This is a genomic window from Streptomyces sp. NPDC052052, from assembly GCF_040680455.1.
In the GTDB taxonomy this organism is placed as follows: domain Bacteria; phylum Actinomycetota; class Actinomycetes; order Streptomycetales; family Streptomycetaceae; genus Streptomyces.
This window is the reverse complement of the sequence record NZ_JBFAWU010000015.1, coordinates 169,297-187,480: the sequence shown is the minus strand read 5'-3', so window position 1 is coordinate 187,480 and position 18,184 is coordinate 169,297. Positions and strand designations below refer to the sequence as shown.

The window sequence follows — 18,184 nt, the reverse complement described above, 5'->3', positions numbered from 1 at the left end:
CGTCGCTCCGGTGCTTCCAAGCCGGCTAGTTGCTCCGGTACTTGGGAGCCGGCGGCGCCGTTATCCCCGGCAGACCGGCTTCCAGCCATTTCCGGTACGACACCATCCAAGGACTGCCCGTCCCGCCTCTGCGGTAGTCCACCAGCACCTGGTTGACCCGGGCCACCAGGTCGTCCGCACCGCGCTTCGTCGCCACGCCGTAGTACTCGGTGGTGAACGGCTTGTCGCCCTTGAGCTCGACCGCCGGGTCCTGGGCCGCCTGACCGGCCGCCAGCGCGTTGTCCGTGACCACCGCGTCGACCTCGCCCATCTGCAACCGCACCAGGCAGTCCAGCTGGTTGGGGACGGTGAGCTGGTCCTCGTCCGCCTCGCTGCCGTCGTGCGGGTCCTTGAAGACCGAGCCGAACGACTGCTTCTCCAGCGCCTCGTACGCGGTGGAACCCTCGGCGGTGCAGATCCGCTTGCCCGCCAGGGACGTGTCGAACCCGGTGATCGACGAGTCCTTCGGTGCGAGGACCTGCTGCCCGGCCTGGAAGTAGGCCGTGGAGAACGAGACCTGTCCCAGGCGGCGGCAGTTGATCGTCATGGTCCGGACGACGACGTCGACCTTGTCGTTCGCCAGGGCGGCGATCCGCTGGTTGGTGGGGATGGCGCGGAAGATCACCGCATCGGGATCGCCGAGGATGTCCTTGGCGATGGCCCGCACCAGATCGATGTCGAACCCCTCCAGCCTGCCGGTCTCCGGATCGCGGTACCCCCAGCGGAAGCTGTTCTGGTCGACGCCCGCGATCAGCTTCCCGCGCTCCTTGATCTTCGCGATGCTCGGGCCGCCGGCGCTCGACGGCGGCAGGCTCGCCTCCGGGTCCGTGCAGGACGCGGAATCGGCCCGGACCTGCACCGCCCGCGCGGTGCCCGGCCCCGAGAAGGCGCCGCCGAGGGCCTCGGCGGCGCCGTGGGAGAGCGGCAGCAGGGTGCTCGCCGCCGTCACCGCGCAGACCGCGGCCATGGCCGTCACCCCGCCCCAGCCGCGCAGCCTGCCGCGGGCAGACCTCACGCGCATGCGCATCCTGGTCATCGCTCCCCCTCTCACCGGTACTCCGAGAGCCTGCGGTTGATCCCGAGGACCGCGCCGAGAGCACCCAGCGCGGCAAGCGCCGCGGAACCGACCGGCAGCCCGCCCAGGGCCCCGCGTCCGTTCCGGGCCGCCCGGGTGAACTCGCCCTGCTCATGGGTGAGGGCCCGCTTCAGGGCGTCGTCCACACGGTTGAAGGACTCACCGGTGGAGTTCTTCGACCCGATGGTCTGCTTCAGCGCGCCGTCGTAGTCGCCGCTGTCGTCGGTCGCACGGGCGGTCCGGTGGCGCTTGTGCCACTCGGATACGGCGCTGACGGCGTTCGACACCGGGACGCTCCCCTCGGGGTCGTCGGTGAGCTTCGCCGCCCTCACCAGCTCTTCGTCGAGGGCCTTCATGCCCGTTCCGTAGTCGGTCTCGTACTTGTCGTTCTTGCCGTCCGGCGTGAGCACCGCGCCTCGGGCGACCAGAGTGAGGTTCTCATTGGCGCGGGCCTTCAGCGAGTCGATCCGGGCATGGTTGAGGACATCGAGGGACTGCTGCCCGTGCACATCCGCGTCCAGCAGTCCGGACCGTGCCACCGTGTGCCCCACGGCCAGCCACAGCAGCACCACGGTGGACGCGGCGGTCGCGACGAGCAGCCCCTGGCTGAAGACCCGGTTCGTCCGGCGGTAGTTGCGCCGCTGGGCCCAGAGCAGGGCGGCCAGGGCCACGGCACCGAGACCCAGCGAGAGGAACGGCCAGGTCCTGGCCGATTCGATGTCCCGGTCGAGCCGCCCGGTCTCCGCCGCGTACAGCCGTTCGGCGGCCGGCAGCAGGACGTTGCTCATCTTCTGGTTCGCGTACCGGAGATAGGCGCCGCCCAGCGGCAGGCCCTGCCGGTTGTTGGCACGGGCCCGCTCGATCAGGCCCGTGTACCGGGGGAGTTCCTCGTTGAGCGTGGTGATCTCGTGTCCGGAGGCCGTCGACGGGTCCGTGTTGGCCGCGGCCTTCACCAGCAGCCCGGAGGCCTCCTCGATGTCCCGGTCGTACCGGTCGCGGACGTCCCGGGGCTCCTGCGCCCCGGCCAGGAACCCGCTCGCCGCCGCGGTGTCGGCATCGGCCAGCGAACGGTAGATGTCCGCCGCGTCGACGCTCAGCGGCTGGCTGTGGTTCACCACGTCGTCGGCGGCGTCCGCCCGGTCGGCGACCTCGACCGCCGTCACGGCCCCGAACGCGACGACGAGCAGGGCCAGTACGGCCCCGATGATCTGGAGCCTGCCCGGTTCGGTCGTCGCCGAGACCCGCAGCCGCCGCGTCGTCGCGGACCAGGCGCCGGGCTGCGGCGGAGCGGGTGCGGGGGGCTGCGCCCGCACGTGTTCCGGCGCCGTGCCTGCAATCGGCGGGTGTGTCACTCGACCTCCCCCTCGGTCACTGACGGTGGCCCGGCCCCCGGCCGATCGGGGGACTGGTACCCGGCCTGAAGTATGGCCGCAGGGAACGACATCCACATCAGGAACGTCCGGATCCCGCACGGTCCGCGGCTGCCGTCACACGCATTCGACCAAGGCCGGCGCCGCCGATCAAGGCGATCGGCGGACCACCACCCGAACCGGGCCGATCTCCCCTCCCAGGAACACGTCCGGGACAACTGAACGGTTCCCACGCCCGAACGGCGTCCCGCGGCCGGAACACCGCGGGACGCCGCCGGGGGCGCATCCGGTCTCAGCCGTACTGCGCGCGCAGCGTCTCGTGCACCCCGGTAGCCGCCCCCGTGCGGTCCAGACCCAGCAGCGCCGCCCCCAGGACCGGAGGTTCCGTCACCACCCGTACCACCGCCTTCGGAGCGCGTTCCGCCAGGAGTTGGGTGATCCGGTCGTCCAACTGCGGGTGACGGGCCGCCAGTACACCCCCGCCCAGCACCACCGGCACGTCCGCGTCCAGTAGATCGAGCCTGCCCAGCGCCACGCATGCCATCGTGACGATCTCCTCGGCCAGCCGGTCCACCAGCGCACCCGCGACCGGATCCCCGGCCGCCGCGGTCGCGAAGAGCACCGGGGCCAGTTCGAGCCGGCGTTCCCACCCGATCCGGCCCAGATGCAGCGCCTCGATCAGCGCCTGCATCGAGTCCAGCCCGAAGTGCGCGGGCAGCGCACGCGCCAGCCCGGTCGGTTCGCCACGGCCGTCCTCGGCCCGCGCGGCGAACCACAGGGCCTCCTCGGCGAGCCCGGAACCCCCGCCCCAGTCACCGGAGATCCGGCCCAGGGCAGGAAAGCGCGCGGTACGCCCGTCCGGCACCATGCCGACACAGTTGATCCCCGCGCCGCAGACCACGGCCACGCCCCGGGGCACGTCCACGCCGGCGCGCAGTATCGCGAACGTGTCGTTGCGCACCTCGACCGCGCGGCCCCAGCCACGGGCCCACAGCGCATCCGCCAACTGCCGCTCCTCGACCGGTAGATCGGCGTTGGCGAGACAGGCCGACACCTGAGCGACGGAGCCGCCCGGCGCACCGGCCTCCTCCAGCGCCCGGCCGACGATCGCACCAAGCGCGTCCACGGCCGCCTCGACGCCCACCACCGGCGGCTGGAAGCCGCCGCCGCGGGCGGTCGACAGCACCGTTCCGTCCGGACCGACCAGAGCCACGTCGGTCTTGCTGTTCCCCGCGTCGATCGCGAGGACACAGGTGCTCACGCCCATGCGAGGTGCTCCCGGTTGTGCGCGATCAGCTTGTCGGTGAGCGCTTCGGCGTACTCGAACTGGCCGATCAACGGGTGTGCGAGCAGCGCCTTGAAGACCGCATTTCTCCCGCCCGCCCGCCCGGTGTCCCTCCCGCCCGCCCGCCCGCTGGCCCGGCCGCCGAGCAGCGCGGCCTCCAGGGCGAGGTCCTCGTACGCCGTCACCTGGGCGATCAGGCCGGCGTACAGCGGGTCCAGCTCCGGGACGGGGAGCGGGACGGCGCCCGCCGCGTCGACCCGGGCCTGCACCTCGATGACCGCGTCGTCCGGCAGGAACGGCAGCGTGCCCCGGTTGTAGGTGTTGACCACCTGCACCGCCGGGCCGTCCGACCCCAGCAGCGAGGACGCCAGGTCCACCGCCGCCTCCGAGTAGAAGGCGCCCCCGCGCTTGGCGAGCAGCGCGGGCTTCTCGTCCAGTGCCGGATCGCCGTACATGGCCAGGAGCTCCTTCTCCATCGCGGCGACCTCGGCCGCCCGGGACGGCTTGGTGCCGAGCTCCCGTACGACCTCGTCGTGCGCGTAGAAGTACCGCAGGTAGTACGAGGGGACGACGCCGAGCCGGTCCAGGACCGCCCGGGGCATGCGCAGGTCGTCCGCGATCGTGCCGCCGTGCTCGGCGAGCAGCCGGGGCAGGACGTCCTCGCCGTCCGGGCCACCGAGGCGTACCCCGAGTTCCCAGCTCAGGTGGTTGAGCCCGACATGGTCGAGGTGCACCTCGCCGGGGGTGACGTCGAGGAGCCGGGCGAACTTCCGCTGGAGGCCGATCGCGACGTTGCACAGGCCGACGGCCTTGTGCCCGGCCTGGAGCAGGGCCCGGGTGACGATGCCGACCGGGTTGGTGAAGTCGATGATCCAGGCGTCCGGGTTGGTGCGGCGGACCCGCTCGGCGATGTCCAGGACGACGGGGACGGTCCGCAGCGCCTTGGCGAGGCCGCCGGCCCCGGTGGTCTCCTGGCCGATGCAGCCGCACTCCAACGGCCAGGTCTCGTCCTGGTTGCGGGCGGCCTGTCCGCCGACGCGCAGCTGGAGCAGGACCGCGTCGGCGTCGGCGACGCCCGCGTCGAGGTCCGAGGTGGTGACGATCCTCCCCGGGTGGTCCTGCTTGGCGAAGATCCGCCGGGCGAGGCCGCCGACGAGGGCGAGCCGGTCGGCCGCCGGGTCGACGAGCACCAGCTCCTCGACGGGCAGCGTGTCCCGCAACCGGGCGAAACCGTCGATCAGTTCAGGTGTGTAGGTGGACCCGCCACCCACTACTGCGAGCTTCATGGTCAGCCCTTCGCTCCGGTCGGTGTGACGTACTCGGTGAAATCCTCAGCGTGACGTGTCGAAGACGTCGTCACGGGTGGTCGCGAGCGCGCTCTCCAGCGCGCCGCGCAGTACGGGACGGTGGGTCACGGCGCCGGTGACCAACCGGGGCCGGGCAGCGGCCAGTTCGCCGAGCTCGGACTCCACCCGGGCGCGCAGCGGTTCCCCGCCGGCCGTGATCAACCCGCCGGACAGCACGACGAGTTCCGGGTCCAGCACGGCGACCACGGAGGCGAGCCCGGTGGCCAGGGCGGTGGCGAACCGGTCCAGGAGCCGGAGGTACGGGCCGCCCCCGTCCGACCCCGCGACGCCGGCGGCCCGCGCGAGCAGGCGTGCCGCGGCCTCGTGAGGGGTGCCGCAGCCGCGGGCCGGTTCGTCGTCGATGCCCAGCTCACGGGCCATCCGGGCCACTACCGGCGCGCCCGCCAGCTCCTGGAAGCCGCCCGCGTTCGCCTGGGCGACCTGACGGACCAGCGGAACGCCGGGCACCGGCAGGAAGCCGACCTCCCCGGCGCCACCGGTGAAGCCGCGGTGCAGCCGTCCGTTGATGACGAGGGCGGCACCGAGCCCCTCCTCGTTCCACAGCAGGACGAAGTCGTCGTGACCGCGCGCCGCGCCGCGCCGTTGTTCGGCCACCGCGACCAGGTTCACGTCGTTGTCGTACGCGACCGGCATCGGCAGGGCCGCGGCCAGCTCCACCAGCAGAGTGGGGGAGTGCCAGCCGGGCAGGTGCGTGGCGTACCGCAGCCGCCCGGTACCCGGGTCGAAGGCCCCCGGCGTGCCGATGACGACCCGGTGCACCTCGGCGAGGGTGAGCCCGGCGTCCTGGACCGCACCGTCGAGCGCCTGGGTCACCTGCCGCACCGCGGAGTCGGCGGTCCGGCCCGGGGTGGGCAGCTCGAACTCCCCGACCGTCTCACCGGTCACATCGGCGACGGCGGCGACGATCCGGCGGGCGTTCACGTCCAGCCCCGCGACGTGCGCGGCCCGTGCGTTCACCGCGTACAACTGGGCGTTGGGACCGGGGCGACCGGCCGTCGTCCCGGTCGCGACGACCAGCCCGGCCGCCTCCAGCCGCGCCAGCAGCTGTGAGGCGGTGGGCTTGGAGAGGCCGGTGAGCTCCCCGATCCGGGTCCTGGAGAGGGGGCCGTGCTCCACCAGCAGATCGAGGGCGGCCCGGTCGTTCATGGCCCGCAGAACGCGGGGGGTACCCGGGGTGGTTCCGGCCATGAACGTGGCACCTGCCCTCTGTTAGGAAAGTTTCCTATTCGGTGAGAGGACCGTAGGGCGTGGTTGCCGGGACGTCAATGGGCGGTGCTCACGTGATGTCCGGGTGCCCGCGCAACGTGCGGACCGCCGGCCCGCAGTCCGTATCGGGCGGCTGAGAAGCCGCGTCGGGCCCGCGTACGAGCAAGGGGTGCCCCGCAGACTCTGCGGGGCACCCCTCACTCGTGCGGTGGGCCGTGGCGGCCTACTTCGACTTGCCCAGCGGCGGGGCGATCGGCGACGCGGCCAGCGACTGCGGCGAGGTCGTCGACGCGTACGCGGACGGGGCGGCCATGCCGGCCGTCGGGTCGGCGGCGGACGGCTCGTCCGCCTGGGCCGGGACACCGCCGACCATGCGGATGCCCGCCTCGTCGAAGGCCCGCTTGATCCGCCAGCGCAGCTCGCGCTCCACGCCCAGCGACTTGCCCGGCATCGTCTTCGCGGTCACCCGGACCGTCATCGAGTCCAGCAGCACGGAGTTCAGACCGAGGATCTCCACCGGGCCCCACAGCCGCTCGCTCCAGGGCTCGTCCTTGGCCATCGACGCGGCGGCCTCGGAGATCAGCGCATGAACCCTCTCCAGGTCCTCCGTCGGGCGCACCGTCACATCGACACCGGCCGTCGACCAGCCCTGGCTGAGGTTGCCGATGCGCTTCACCTCGCCGTTGCGGACGTACCAGATCTCACCGTTGTCACCGCGCAGTTTGGTGACCCGCAGACCGACCTCGATGACCTCGCCGGAGGCGACGCCCGCGTCGATGGTGTCACCCACGCCGTACTGGTCCTCCAGGATCATGAAGACGCCGGAGAGGAAGTCGGTGACCAGGTTGCGCGCACCGAAACCGAGCGCGACCCCGGCCACCCCGGCGGAGGCCAGCAGCGGCGCCAGGTTGATCTTGAACGCGCCCAGGATCATCAGGGCTGCCGTACCGAGAATCAGGAACGAGGAGACCGAGCGGAGTACCGAACCGATCGCCTCGGACCGCTGACGGCGGCGTTCCGCGTTGACCAGCAGCCCGCCCAGCGCGGTGCCCTCCACCGCCTGCGCGCTGCGGTTCATCCGGTCGATCAGCTTGGTGAGAGCACGGCGGACCACGGTGCGCAACACGACCGCGATCGCGGCGATGAGCACGATACGCAGACCCGTGCTCAGCCAGATGGACCAGTTCTCCTCCACCCAGCCTGCGGCGTTGCCGGCCTGCTCGGCGGCCTCGTCCAGCGAGCTACCGGACCCCGGCGACGTGGCGGTGGCCAACAGGGCGGACGGGAACACGGCGGAACCTCCAGAGGGACGACAGCAGACCAACCACACTAACGGGGTATCCGGAGGGCTCCCTTCTGCCTGCCCGGAAGAGACCGGTTCCATGAGGGCGCACAGGCCGTATGTGGCCGATCGCACACGTCGGGTGGGGCCGCTGCGGCCATGGCCCCGAAGCGCCTGCTCCGGTGCGGGGTGGCGGGGGACCGGCAGGGGGCTGCGGAAAAAATCCTTCCGGCCCGTTACCCGCACGTGGTGGCGCTCCGACCAGGCGTGAGGAGAAACTGAGAGCGGATCGTCCCGGCGCGAGCCACGCGCCGCCGGCGTACAAGGAGGCATCCACCGTGCCGCACGTCCTGGTTCTCAACGCGTCGTACGAGCCCCTCGGCGTCGTACCGCTCCGCCGCGCGCTCGTCCTCGTGCTCGAAAACAAGGCCATCTGCCTCGAGGAGTCCGGCGCCTTCATGCACAGTGCCACCCGGGTCGTCCCGGCCCCCAGCGTCGTCCGCCTGAAGCGGTTCGTACGGGTCCCGTACCGGGGGCCCGTTCCACTGACCCGCAGGGCGCTCTTCGCCCGGGACGGGGGACGCTGCATGTACTGCGGCGCCGTTGCGACCAGCGTCGACCATGTCATTCCGCGCAGCCGCGGCGGAAAGCACTCCTGGGACAACGTGGTGGCGGCCTGCCGCCGCTGCAACCACGTCAAGGCGGACCGGCACCTGCCGGAGCTCGGCTGGCGGCTGCACCAGCAGCCCGCACCGCCCACCGGGCTCGCCTGGCGCATCATCGGGACGGGGCATCGCGACCCGCGCTGGTTGCCGTACTTGCAACCGTTCGGCGCGGACGACGCCATGGCCCGGATCGACGGCATCTCAGCCTGAGGGATCCGGGCCTCTGTCGTCCCCGGGGCCGAACGGGGGCCGTCGGGGACGACAGGGGTGCGAGCGGGGCGTCACTCCGCCGCGGCGACGGCGTACGCCTGGACCGACCAGAGCGAGATGCCGTACTCGGTGCCCCGGGCATCGCCCTGGATCCGGAGGAAGCGGGTGTCCTTCGCGTCCATCCGGACCGACTCGCGCCCGCCCCGCCCGTCCCGTACGGTCGCCGCCGTCCGCCAGGTGCGGCCGTCCGCGGACACCTGGACGCGGTAGCGGGAGGCGTACGCGTCCTGCCACCGCAGCACCACCAGGCCGACCCGCTCCGACTGCGGCAGTTCCGCCTGCCACCAGGCCCCGTCCTCGGCCGGCGAGGACCACCGGGTCTCCGGATCGCCGTCGGAGGCGGCCGACGCCGGGAAGTCCGGGGTCTCGTCGCCGGACGAGGCGACGGTGGCGGTGCGCACCAGGTCGGGGCCCGCGGTGCGGGGGTACGCCCGGACGGTCAGCGTGGTGCGCTCCTCGCCGAAGGCGATCGGCACCTCGTACTCTCCCGCCGGGGTGCCCGCCGGGACGGTGATCTCCACGGGGACGGCGGTACCGGAACCGCGCGGCACCGTCGACTGCTCCGGAACCTTCACCTCGATGCCCTTGGGCGCCCGCGCGGTCAGCTTGCCCCGCACCTCGGCGGGGCGCCGGGACGACAGCCGCACCTCGACCCGCTTCGGCCCGCCGCCGATCTCCGCGTCCGTCGAGGCACGGGCGAGTTCGAGCTGTACGGCGGGCTCGTCGTCGAACCACGGCACCAGCGCGCGCACCTGGGGAGCCCGGCCCTGCGCGCTCCCGGAGGAATCCGCGGCGAGGTCGCTGCCGGTCCGGTTGCCCGGGACGACGGACGCCACCGTGCCGGTGATGGCCGGCGGTACCGACGGGCCGCCGGTGGGCCGGACGATCCGGATCGCGTCGGCACGCACCCCCTCGGCCGCGGTCTGGGTCCAGCCGGTCGCCGATACCGGGCCGAGGCTGCGCCAGCCCTCGCCGGCGACATGGACCTCCAGCGTCGCACCGGCCACCGTGTCGTCCCCGGGCTCGGTCATCGCCGTCACGGTCCGGATCGGACGGGCCCGGTTCAGCCGGACCGTGTAACTGTCCGCGGCCTCGGTCACCGTGCCGGCGTCCCGGTCCGCGCCCGTCCAGGCGTCCGCCTCCCGGCGCACCCGGTCCAGGAACGGGCCGAGCACCCCCTTGCCGACCGTCGCACCGCTCGCCTTCGTGGCCTTGCGCAGCGGCTCCAGCGCCAGCGACGCCTGCCACGCGGCGGCGCCGTCACCCCGGGACTGTGCCTCCAGCAGGTCGACGGCCAGCTCGCCCGCCCGGCCGTACCGGGACAGCTGCTCCGTCCACGGCCGCACCTCGCCCTCCAGCCGCCCGTCGGCCAGGCCCTTCAGCCGCTGTGGGGCCTCCCGCATCACGGTGAACGCCGCCCGCAGCCTGCGTGCCGCGGCCGCCCGCTCCGTGGTGTCGGTCGTCGAGCGGGACTGCCAGAACGCGGTCAGCAGCGGCCGCAGATACTCCGACTCGTCGCCGCCCAGCACGGATCCGGCGCTGTTCCCGGCCAGTGCCCGCAGGGCGTCCCGGGTGCGGGCGTCGCCGCCCGCCAGATCGTCGATCGCCGCCTGCCAGGACTCCTGCGGCTGGTAGGCCCTCGGGTTCCAGGCGAAGTCGGCGGCGGTGAACAGCGGGATGCGGGATGCGGACGGCTGCTCCATCGCATTGGCGAGCAGCGCCGCGGAACCCGTCGCCACCGCGGGCTCCCGGCCGGTGTACGGGCCGAGGAAGACGCGGTCCTGTGCGTAGTCGTTGACCGGATAGTTGTCCATCGTGACCAGCGGATGCCGGAACGCGGCGCGGGCACCGGCCAGTTCGGCGCCGGTGATGGTCTTCGGGACGACACCGACCCCGGTCCAGGCGATCTGGACCCGGTCGTCCAGCTCCTCGGCGAGTGCCGTGCGGTAGGCGGTCGACCCGTCCTGGTAGAACTCCGTCGGCATGACCGACAGCGGTTCCGCGCCCGGATGGCGGTCCGCGAGGTGCTGCGCCACCCTGCTCGCCACCCGGGCCTGCGCCCTGGCCGCCGCCTCGGGGCCGCTGCCGAAGGTGTCCGCGTCGTCGTCGCAGTGCCACTCGCTGTAGCTGACGTCCTGGAACTGCAGCTGGAAGACCCGGATGCCCAGGGCCCACATCGCGTCGATCTTCTTCGTCAGTGCCCGCATGTCGTTCTCGGACGACATGCACATGGTCTGGCCGGGGGCGACGGCCCAGCCGAGCGTCACATGCTCGGCGCGGGCGCGTTCGGCCAGGGCCCGGAAGTCGGCGCGCCGGTCGGCCGGGTAGGGGTCGCGCCAACGGGCCTGCCGGTAGGGGTCGTCGCCTGCCGCGTACAGATATCTGTTCTGCTTCGTGCGCCCCATGAAGTCGATCTGCGCCAGCCGCTCCTCGCGGGTCCACGGCTGTCCGTAGAAGCCCTCGGTCATTCCGCGCACGGCGGTTCCCGGCCAGTCCCTGACGGTGACTCCGGCGATGTCCCCGTCACTGATCAGCTGACGCAGGGTCTGCACGCCGTGGAAGAGGCCGTCCTCGCCGACACCGTCCACGGCGACGGTGTCCCGGCCCGCGACCCGGCCGACCGCGAGCCGGTAGCCGCCGGACGGCAGATCGCCGCGCTCGGGGGCGCGCAGGGTGCGCAGGGCGTCCTGGGCTCCGCCGTCGCCGAGCCGGATGACCGTACCGCGGCCGGGCAGGGACTCGTGGACGGTCCGTACCCCGGCGTCCCGCAGGATCTGCCGGAGCGCCTCGACGGCGTACGGATCCGCATGCGCGCCGGTCAGGAGGGTGACGTCGTCGGAGAGCGGCACCGCGGACCCGGACGCCTTGATGGACTGGGGGCGCGGCCATACGGCGGGCAGGGTGCCGTCGTCCGTGCGGTCGGGGGAGGTGACGGCGGGTGAGCCGGGCGCCGACGGGGCCGCGACGGCGGCCGGGGTACCCGTGGAGAGCAGACCCCCGAGCACGGCGACCGCGATGGCCGTTGCCTGCCTTCTGCGCCTGAGCCGCATCTCTTCTCCCTCGCTCCCGCAGCAGGTCTCCGACCCCACCACCCGCGCGCGAGGGTGTCAATGCGGGTGGCCGCTCTGCCGGAAATGCCCTATTTCTCTGGCGAGCTGAGGGGTACTCAGCTCTTCGGCGCGCAACGACAGGAGTGACGCCGAATGACCGAAAAGGGCGTACGACTTTCGGCGAAGTGGCGCCTGGGGAACGAAATGTGACTCGGAGCACGTTGGATTCGTTGTGGTAACACCTACGCCTGCGGCCGGGTCCACAGGGTAGGTCTGCTGTGTCCTGTTCCTTCATGGCCGGGAGGCCGCCATGCCCGCTGCCGCGCAGCTCCTGCTCTCCGCCCTCTCCCCGCAGTCGGCCGGGACCGTCCCGCGGCCCGGCGTGGTCCCGGCCGTCGCCGCCTGCCCCGGACCGTTGATCAGCGAACCGCCGCTGGTCGACGCCATACCGCTGACCAGCGAGCCGCCGCTCGCCGAGGCCACGCCACTGACCAGCGAAGCCCCGCTCGCCGCCGTCGCCCCGCTGACCAGCGAGTCGGCCACGTCCGGCAGCCCGTGGGGCATGGAGTCCTCTGGAGTCTGAATGGGCTTGTCCCGGCTCGCCGCACTGCACGGCGTCGCCACCTCCTACGCCCCGTCCGCCGGTGTCACGGTCCCCGTTCCGGACGGCACGGTCGTCGCCGTGCTCGCCGCGCTCGGGGTGGACGCCGTGACACCCGAAGCGGTACGGGAGTCGCTCGCCGCCGCCGAGTCCGCGCACCGTTCCCGGCTGCTCCCGCGGACGCTGGTGGTGTGGGCCGGGGAGCCGCTGCCCCCGGCCCTGTCCGCCCTGCCGCCCGGCACGACGCTGGACATCGCTCTCGACGACACCGGGGCGCCCCCGCTCCCGCAGATGCGCGTCCCGCCCGCCGACGCCGACGCCGGCAGGGACGCGGGTGCGGACACGCCCGCGCGGCCCGCCTGGTGGACCGGACCGCCGCTCGGGGTCCACCGGCTGACGGCGCGTGCGCCGGGCGGCGGGAGCACGACCTGCACGCTCGTCGTCGCCCCGGCCCGCGCCCCGCAGCCGCCCGCGCGCAGCCACGGCTTCCTCGTCCAGCTCTACTCCCTGCTCTCCGCCCGCTCCTGGGGCATGGGCGACCTCGGGGACCTCGCCGACCTCGCCACCTGGTCCGGGCGGACCCTCGGCGCCGGATTCGTCCAGGTGAACCCCCTTCACGCCGCGGTGCCCGGCAACCCCACCGACCCGTCCCCGTACCGGCCCTCGTCGCGGCGCTTCCCCGACCCCGTCCATCTGCACATCGAGTCCATTCCCGAGTACGGGCACGTGCCGGACCGGGGCGTCCTCGACGACCTGCGGCAGGACGCCGCGACGCTCCGCGACACCGTCCTGAACAAGGGCGCCCTCATCGACCGGGACGCCGTCCGGGAACTCAAGCAGCAGGCCCTCGAACGCGTGGCGAAGGTGCCCCTCACTCCGGGCCGTCGCGCCGCGTACTGCGACTTCCTCGCCGAGCAGGGGCAGGCGCTGGAGGACCACGCCCTGTGGTGCGCCCTCGCCGAGGTCCACGGCCCCGACTGGCACACCTGGCCTGCCGCGCTCCGCGACCCCCGCTCCCCGGAGACCGCCCGCGCCCGCCGCGAGCTGCTGGACCGGGTCGACTTCCACCGCCGGCTCGCCTGGCTGACCGACGGCCAGCTCGCCGCGGCCCAGCGCGCCGCCCTGGACGCCGGCATGGCCGTCGGCATCGTCCACGACCTCGCCGTCGGCGTGCACCCCGGCGGCTCCGACGCCTGGGCCCAGCAGGACGCCCTCGCCCACCGCATGTCCGTCGGCGCACCCCCGGACGCCTTCAACGCCCGCGGTCAGGACTGGGGCCTGCCGCCCTGGCGCCCCGACGTCCTCGCCGCATCCGGCTACGCCCCGTACCGCGGACTGCTGCGCGGACTGCTCGCCCGGGCGGGCGCCCTGCGCATCGACCACGTCATGGGCCTGTTCCGGCTCTGGTGGGTGCCCGAGGGGCGCCCGCCCACCGAGGGCACCTACGTCAGCCAGGACGCCGAGGCGATGCTCGCCGTCCTCGTCCTGGAGGCATACCGGGCCGGCGCTGTCGTCCTGGGAGAGGACCTCGGCACCGTGGAACCGGGAGTACGCGAGGCCCTGGCGCGCCGCGGCGTGCTCGGCACGTCCGTCCTCTGGTTCGAACGGGACTGGGCCGGCACCGGCCGCCCGCTGGCCCCCGAGCAGTGGCGCAAGGACTGTCTGGCCACCGTCACCACGCACGACCTGCCGTCCACCGCCGCCCGGCTGGCCGGCGACCATGTGACGCTGCGCCACCGCCTCGGCCTGCTCACCCGCGGCCTCGCGGAGGAGCTGACCGCCGACGCCACGGACACCGCCGAGTGGATGGGGCACCTCGCCCGGCTCGGCCTGCTGCCCGAGGGGGAGGGCGACGAGGAGGGCGCGGTCCGCGCCGTGCACCGCTTCCTGCTGCGCACACCGGCCCACATGGTCGGCATCTGGCTGCCCGACACGCTCGGCGACCGCCGCCCGCAGAACCTGCCCGGCACCTGGGACCAGTACCCCAACTGGCGGCTGCCCGTCGCCGACGCGGCAGGCCGCCCCGTCACGCTGGAGGAACTGGCCGCCGCACCTCGTCTGCACGGGCTGATGGAGGTCTTCCGGCCCGATGGCGGACGCCCCGCTTCCGGATCTGCGCCCCGTACGGTACCCCCGCGCGCGCGGCCGTCGTAGGCGTTCGCTACGTTTGCACCGTGGACAAGAAGAACGCAATGCGCGCCGGCGCCGTGGCGGCCGGTACGACGCTGATGATGCTGCTCATGTCGTCCCCCGCGCTTGCGCTGACCCGTGACGCCGGTGACGACCCGGGCCCCGGCCTGAGTGCGATGGAGACGGTCGGCTGGTTCGTCCTGCTGCCCATCGCCCTGTTCGTGGTCATCGCGGGCCTGGTCATGGTCCTCGACAAGTCGAAGAAGGCCTAGCCCCCAGCACCCTCCCGCGTGCGCCGCAGGTACCCCGTACCGTGCGGCGCACACGCATGTCCGGACGCGGGTGCCGCTGGATCACCCCTGCTCCCGCCCCATGCCGGGAGACGCGCGAGGAGCGCCCGGCCCCGCCGGGCAGGAGTTTGCCCCGGGCGTTCGCGTGTCGCAGTGTATTGCGGCGTGCTACGTTCGAGGTATGAAGACCATCACCCAAAGGGAACTTGCCGCCCGCTCCAAAGCGGTCCTGGATGATGTGGAAGCGGGCGAGGTCTATCACGTGACCCGCAACGGGATAGAGATCGCCGAAGTCCGGCCGCTGAGCACCCGGCGGAGATTCGTCTCGGTCGAGGAGATGCAGCGCAAGTGGCGGACCGCGCCGCGAGTCGACTCCGCGCGTATGCGTGCGGAGGCCGACGCGTTCTTCGGAAACGAGGACCGGGTCGGCGAGTGCGACGACCCTTGGGAGCGGGAGCCGGGGCGAGACCATGGCTGAACGCCGTCAGCAGGGCGTGCTGGACACCTGCGTCGTCATTGATCTGCCGGACATCGCCCCCGAGAGGCTCCCGGTGGAGATGGCCGTTCCCACGATCGTCCTGGCGGAACTCGCCCAGGGAGTCGCCATGGCTGGCGACCCGGTGGACATGATGGCAAGGGCGCAGCGGCTGGCCGACGTGGAGGCGGACTTCGACGCCGTGCCTTTCAGCAGGGAAGCCGCGCGCAGGTATGGCACGCTCGTCGCGCTGGTCGTCAAAGCAGGCCGGAACCCTCGCCCGCGCCGCATGGATCTCATGATCGCGGCCGTCGCAGCCGCCGAAGGGCTGCCGCTCTACACGCGCAACCCGGATGATTTCAAGGGCCTGGAGCAAGGCGTGGAGGTCATCGCCGTGTGAGCCGGCAACCGCCGTCCGGCGAAGAGGCGGCGGGAGGGAAAGCAGGGGCGCCCCCGCCCTTCAGCGGGAGCGCCCCTGACCGCTTGCCGTCCGCGTGTTACGCCGTGGCCGCCGCCGCGTCCGCGGCCTGGGCCTTCAGTGCGCGCTCCACACCCGCGCGCGACTCCGACATCAGACGGCGCAGGGCCGCGTTCGGGTTCGCCGAGGACAGCCAGGCGTCCGTGGCGTCCAGGGTGGCCTGGGAGACCTGAACGGCCGGGTAGAGGCCAACCGCGATCTGCTGCGCCATCTCGTGGCTGCGCGAGTCCCAGGCGCCCTTGACCGCCGCGAAGTACTTCTCCGTGTACGGGGCCAGCAGTTCGCGCTGGTCGGTCTGGACGAAGCCGTCGATCACCGCCTCCTGGACGGCGTTCGGCAGCTTGTCGGACTCGACGACCGAGGCCCACGCCTCCGCCTTCGCCTCCTCGGTGGGACGTGCCGCGCGGGCGGTGGCCGCGTGGCGCTCGCCCGCCGCCGTCTTGTCGTGCTCGTACTCTCCGGCGATCTCGTCCTCCTCGAACACGCCGGTGGCGGCCAGCCGCTCGACGAACGCCCAGCGCAGCTCCGTGTCGACGGCCAGACCCTCGACCGTCTCCTTGCCGTCGAGCAGCGACTGCAGCAGGTCCAGCTGCTGCGGGGTGCGCGCCGTCGCCGCGAAGGCGCGGGCCCAGGCCAGCTGGTGGTCGCTGCCCGGCTCCGCCGCGCGCAGATGCGCCAGAGTGGCCTCGGTCCACTGCGTCAGTCCGGCCTCGCGCCACTCCGGCGCCGCGTACAGGTCCAGGGCCAGCTTCACCTGGCGGTGCAGCGACTGGACGACGCCGATGTCCGACTCCTTGCCGATGCCGGAGAGCACCAGGGAGAGGTAGTCCCGGGTGGCCAGCTCGCCGTCGCGGGTCATGTCCCAGGCGGAGGACCAGCACAGCGCGCGGGGGAGGGACTCGGTGAAGTCGCCGAGGTGTTCGGTGACGACGCGCAGCGACTCCTCGTCGAGGCGGACCTTCGCGTACGAGAGGTCGTCGTCGTTGAGGAGGATCACGGCGGGGCGGGCGGTGCCGGCCGGGAACGGCACGGTCGTGCGCTCGCCGTCGACGTCCAGCTCGATCCGGTTCGTACGGACCAGCTTGCCGGAGCCGTCGAGGTCGTAGCAGCCGATCGCGATGCGGTGCGGCCGCAGGGTCGGCTCACCCTTCGCGCCCGCGGGGAGCGCCGGGGCCTCCTGGAGGACGGTGAAGGACGTGACGTGCCCGTTCTCGTCCGTGACGATCTCGGGGCGCAGGACGTTGATGCCCGCCGTCTCCAGCCACGCCTTCGACCAGGTCTTCAGGTCGCGCCCGGAGGTCTCCTCCAGCGCGCCCAGCAGGTCGGACAGGCGCGTGTTGCCGAAGGCGTGCGCCTTGAAGTACGCCTGGACGCCCTGGAAGAACTTGTCCATGCCGACGTACGCCACCAGCTGCTTCAGGACCGAGGCGCCCTTGGCGTAGGTGATCCCGTCGAAGTTGACCAGCACGTCGTCCAGGTCACGGATGTCCGCCATGATCGGGTGCGTGGAGGGCAGCTGGTCCTGGCGGTAGGCCCAGGTCTTCTCGGTGTTGGCGAAGGTGGTCCAGGAGTTCGGCCACTTCGAGCCGGGCGCGTACGCCTGGCAGGCGACCGAGGTGTAGGTGGCGAACGACTCGTTCAGCCACAGGTCGTTCCACCACTCCATGGTGACCAGGTCGCCGAACCACATGTGCGCCAGCTCGTGCAGGATGGTCTCCGCACGCCGCTCGTACGCCGCGTCCGTCACCTTGGAGCGGAACACGTACTGGTCGCGGATGGTGACCGCGCCCGCGTTCTCCATCGCTCCCGCGTTGAACTCCGGGACGAACAGCTGGTCGTACTTGGCGAACGGGTAGGCGTAGTCGAACTTCTCCTGGAACCAGTCGAAGCCCTGCCGCGTCACGTCGAAGACCGCGTCCGCGTCGAGGTACTCGGCCAGCGACGGACGGCAGTAGATGCCGAGCGGAACGGACTGGCCGTCCCTCTCGTAGCTGCTGTGCACCGCGTGGTACGGGCCGACGATCAGGGCCGTGATGTACGTCGAGATGCGGGGCGTCGGCTCGAAGGACCAGACGTCGTCCTGCGGCTCGGGCGTCGGCGAGTTCGAGATGACCGTCCAGCCCGTCGGCGCCTTCACGGTGAACCGGAACGTCGCCTTCAGATCGGGCTGTTCGAAGCTCGCGAACACCCGGCGGGCGTCCGGCACCTCGAACTGGGTGTAGAGGTACGCCTGCTGGTCGACCGGGTCGACGAAGCGGTGCAGGCCCTCGCCGGTGTTGGTGTACGCGCAGTCGGCGACGACCTTCAGTTCGTTGGAGCCGGCCACCAGGTGCGGGAGCGTGATGCGCGAGTCGCGGAACACGGCCGCGACATCCAGCGCCCGGCCGTTCAGCTCGACCTCGTGCACGGCCGGGGCGACCAGGTCGATGAAGGTCTCCGCACCGGCTTCGGCGGAGTCGAAGCGCACGGTGGTCACGGACCGGTAGGTGCCGCCCTCCTGTGCTCCGGAGAGATCGAGATCGATCTCGTACGCGTCCACGGTCAGCAGGCGCGCCCGCTCCTGTGCCTCTTCGCGGGTCAGATTGGTGCCAGGCACGCGGT

At 72.6% G+C, this 18,184-nt stretch carries 14 protein-coding genes; 6 read left to right on the top strand and 8 right to left on the bottom strand.

What is annotated here, in order from left to right:
- Positions 1-25 precede the first annotated feature (25 nt).
- From AB0L71_RS19865 to AB0L71_RS19840, 6 genes are all read right to left on the bottom strand, one after another.
- Positions 26-1,066: a glutamate ABC transporter substrate-binding protein gene (locus AB0L71_RS19865; protein WP_365244367.1), complete on the bottom strand. Its 1,041-nt coding sequence runs from the start codon at positions 1,064-1,066 to the stop codon at positions 26-28.
- 20 nt (positions 1,067-1,086) lie between these two features.
- Complete coding sequence (locus tag AB0L71_RS19860) at positions 1,087-2,427, bottom strand: hypothetical protein (protein ID WP_365244319.1); 1,341 nt, start codon at positions 2,425-2,427, stop codon at positions 1,087-1,089.
- 349 nt (positions 2,428-2,776) lie between these two features.
- Positions 2,777-3,751, bottom strand: a complete 975-nt coding sequence (locus tag AB0L71_RS19855; protein WP_365244316.1) for a BadF/BadG/BcrA/BcrD ATPase family protein — start codon at positions 3,749-3,751, stop codon at positions 2,777-2,779.
- Positions 3,742-5,055: a 6-phospho-beta-glucosidase gene (locus AB0L71_RS19850; protein WP_365244313.1), complete on the bottom strand. Its 1,314-nt coding sequence runs from the start codon at positions 5,053-5,055 to the stop codon at positions 3,742-3,744. Before AB0L71_RS19850 ends, AB0L71_RS19855 begins: the two co-directional genes overlap by 10 nt.
- A gap of 45 nt (positions 5,056-5,100) precedes the next feature.
- Positions 5,101-6,324, bottom strand: coding sequence for an ROK family transcriptional regulator (locus AB0L71_RS19845; RefSeq protein WP_365244310.1), 1,224 nt, complete (start codon positions 6,322-6,324; stop codon positions 5,101-5,103).
- Positions 6,325-6,565: 241 nt separating this feature from the next.
- Complete coding sequence (locus tag AB0L71_RS19840; RefSeq protein ID WP_365244307.1) at positions 6,566-7,633, bottom strand: mechanosensitive ion channel family protein; 1,068 nt, start codon at positions 7,631-7,633, stop codon at positions 6,566-6,568.
- A gap of 329 nt (positions 7,634-7,962) precedes the next feature.
- Between AB0L71_RS19840 and AB0L71_RS19835 the strand changes: the two genes are divergently transcribed.
- Positions 7,963-8,499 (top strand): HNH endonuclease, encoded by a 537-nt coding sequence (locus AB0L71_RS19835; RefSeq protein WP_365244304.1) that lies wholly within the window; start codon positions 7,963-7,965, stop codon positions 8,497-8,499.
- 71 nt (positions 8,500-8,570) lie between these two features.
- On the opposite strand, the gene AB0L71_RS19830 is transcribed toward AB0L71_RS19835, so the two are convergent.
- Positions 8,571-11,609, bottom strand: coding sequence for a beta-N-acetylglucosaminidase domain-containing protein (locus AB0L71_RS19830; RefSeq protein ID WP_365244301.1), 3,039 nt, complete (start codon positions 11,607-11,609; stop codon positions 8,571-8,573).
- A gap of 310 nt (positions 11,610-11,919) precedes the next feature.
- Between AB0L71_RS19830 and AB0L71_RS19825 the strand changes: the two genes are divergently transcribed.
- The 5 genes from AB0L71_RS19825 to AB0L71_RS19805 all read left to right on the top strand — a co-directional run bounded on the left by AB0L71_RS19825 (position 11,920) and on the right by AB0L71_RS19805 (position 15,505).
- A complete protein-coding gene (locus AB0L71_RS19825) occupies positions 11,920-12,192 on the top strand; it encodes a hypothetical protein (RefSeq protein ID WP_365244298.1) in 273 nt (90 codons plus the stop codon).
- Positions 12,193-14,364 (top strand): 4-alpha-glucanotransferase, encoded by a 2,172-nt coding sequence (gene malQ / locus AB0L71_RS19820; RefSeq protein WP_365244295.1) that lies wholly within the window; start codon positions 12,193-12,195, stop codon positions 14,362-14,364. It abuts the gene before it with no gap.
- Between the two features lie 20 nt (positions 14,365-14,384).
- Entirely contained in the window at positions 14,385-14,612 is a 228-nt protein-coding gene (locus AB0L71_RS19815; protein ID WP_365244292.1) for a hypothetical protein, read from the top strand.
- Between the two features lie 199 nt (positions 14,613-14,811).
- Positions 14,812-15,108 carry a PhdYeFM domain-containing protein gene (locus AB0L71_RS19810; protein WP_365244289.1) on the top strand — a complete coding sequence of 99 codons (297 nt, stop codon included), beginning with the start codon at positions 14,812-14,814 and terminating at the stop codon, positions 15,106-15,108.
- Complete coding sequence (locus AB0L71_RS19805) at positions 15,101-15,505, top strand: type II toxin-antitoxin system VapC family toxin (RefSeq protein WP_365244286.1); 405 nt, start codon at positions 15,101-15,103, stop codon at positions 15,503-15,505. Before AB0L71_RS19810 ends, AB0L71_RS19805 begins: the two co-directional genes overlap by 8 nt.
- A 97-nt stretch (positions 15,506-15,602) precedes the next feature.
- Here AB0L71_RS19805 and pepN read toward each other — a convergent pair whose 3' ends face one another.
- Positions 15,603-18,179 (bottom strand): aminopeptidase N, encoded by a 2,577-nt coding sequence (gene pepN, locus AB0L71_RS19800; protein WP_365244283.1) that lies wholly within the window; start codon positions 18,177-18,179, stop codon positions 15,603-15,605.
- Positions 18,180-18,184 lie beyond the last annotated feature (5 nt).

Excerpts from the sequence above, each read along its gene's own strand:
- AB0L71_RS19855 (WP_365244316.1), bottom strand. The coding sequence starts at position 3,751 with ATGGGCGTGAGCACCTGTGTCCTCGCGATCGACGCGGGGAACAGCAAG.
- AB0L71_RS19865 (WP_365244367.1), bottom strand. The coding sequence starts at position 1,066 with ATGCGCATGCGCGTGAGGTCTGCCCGCGGCAGGCTGCGCGGCTGGGGC.
- AB0L71_RS19845 (WP_365244310.1), bottom strand. The coding sequence starts at position 6,324 with ATGGCCGGAACCACCCCGGGTACCCCCCGCGTTCTGCGGGCCATGAAC.
- AB0L71_RS19825 (WP_365244298.1), top strand. The coding sequence starts at position 11,920 with ATGCCCGCTGCCGCGCAGCTCCTGCTCTCCGCCCTCTCCCCGCAGTCG.
- AB0L71_RS19830 (WP_365244301.1), bottom strand. The coding sequence starts at position 11,609 with ATGCGGCTCAGGCGCAGAAGGCAGGCAACGGCCATCGCGGTCGCCGTG.
- AB0L71_RS19805 (WP_365244286.1), top strand. The coding sequence starts at position 15,101 with ATGGCTGAACGCCGTCAGCAGGGCGTGCTGGACACCTGCGTCGTCATT.
- AB0L71_RS19850 (WP_365244313.1), bottom strand. The coding sequence starts at position 5,055 with ATGAAGCTCGCAGTAGTGGGTGGCGGGTCCACCTACACACCTGAACTG.
- AB0L71_RS19810 (WP_365244289.1), top strand. The coding sequence starts at position 14,812 with ATGAAGACCATCACCCAAAGGGAACTTGCCGCCCGCTCCAAAGCGGTC.
- malQ (WP_365244295.1), top strand. The coding sequence starts at position 12,193 with ATGGGCTTGTCCCGGCTCGCCGCACTGCACGGCGTCGCCACCTCCTAC.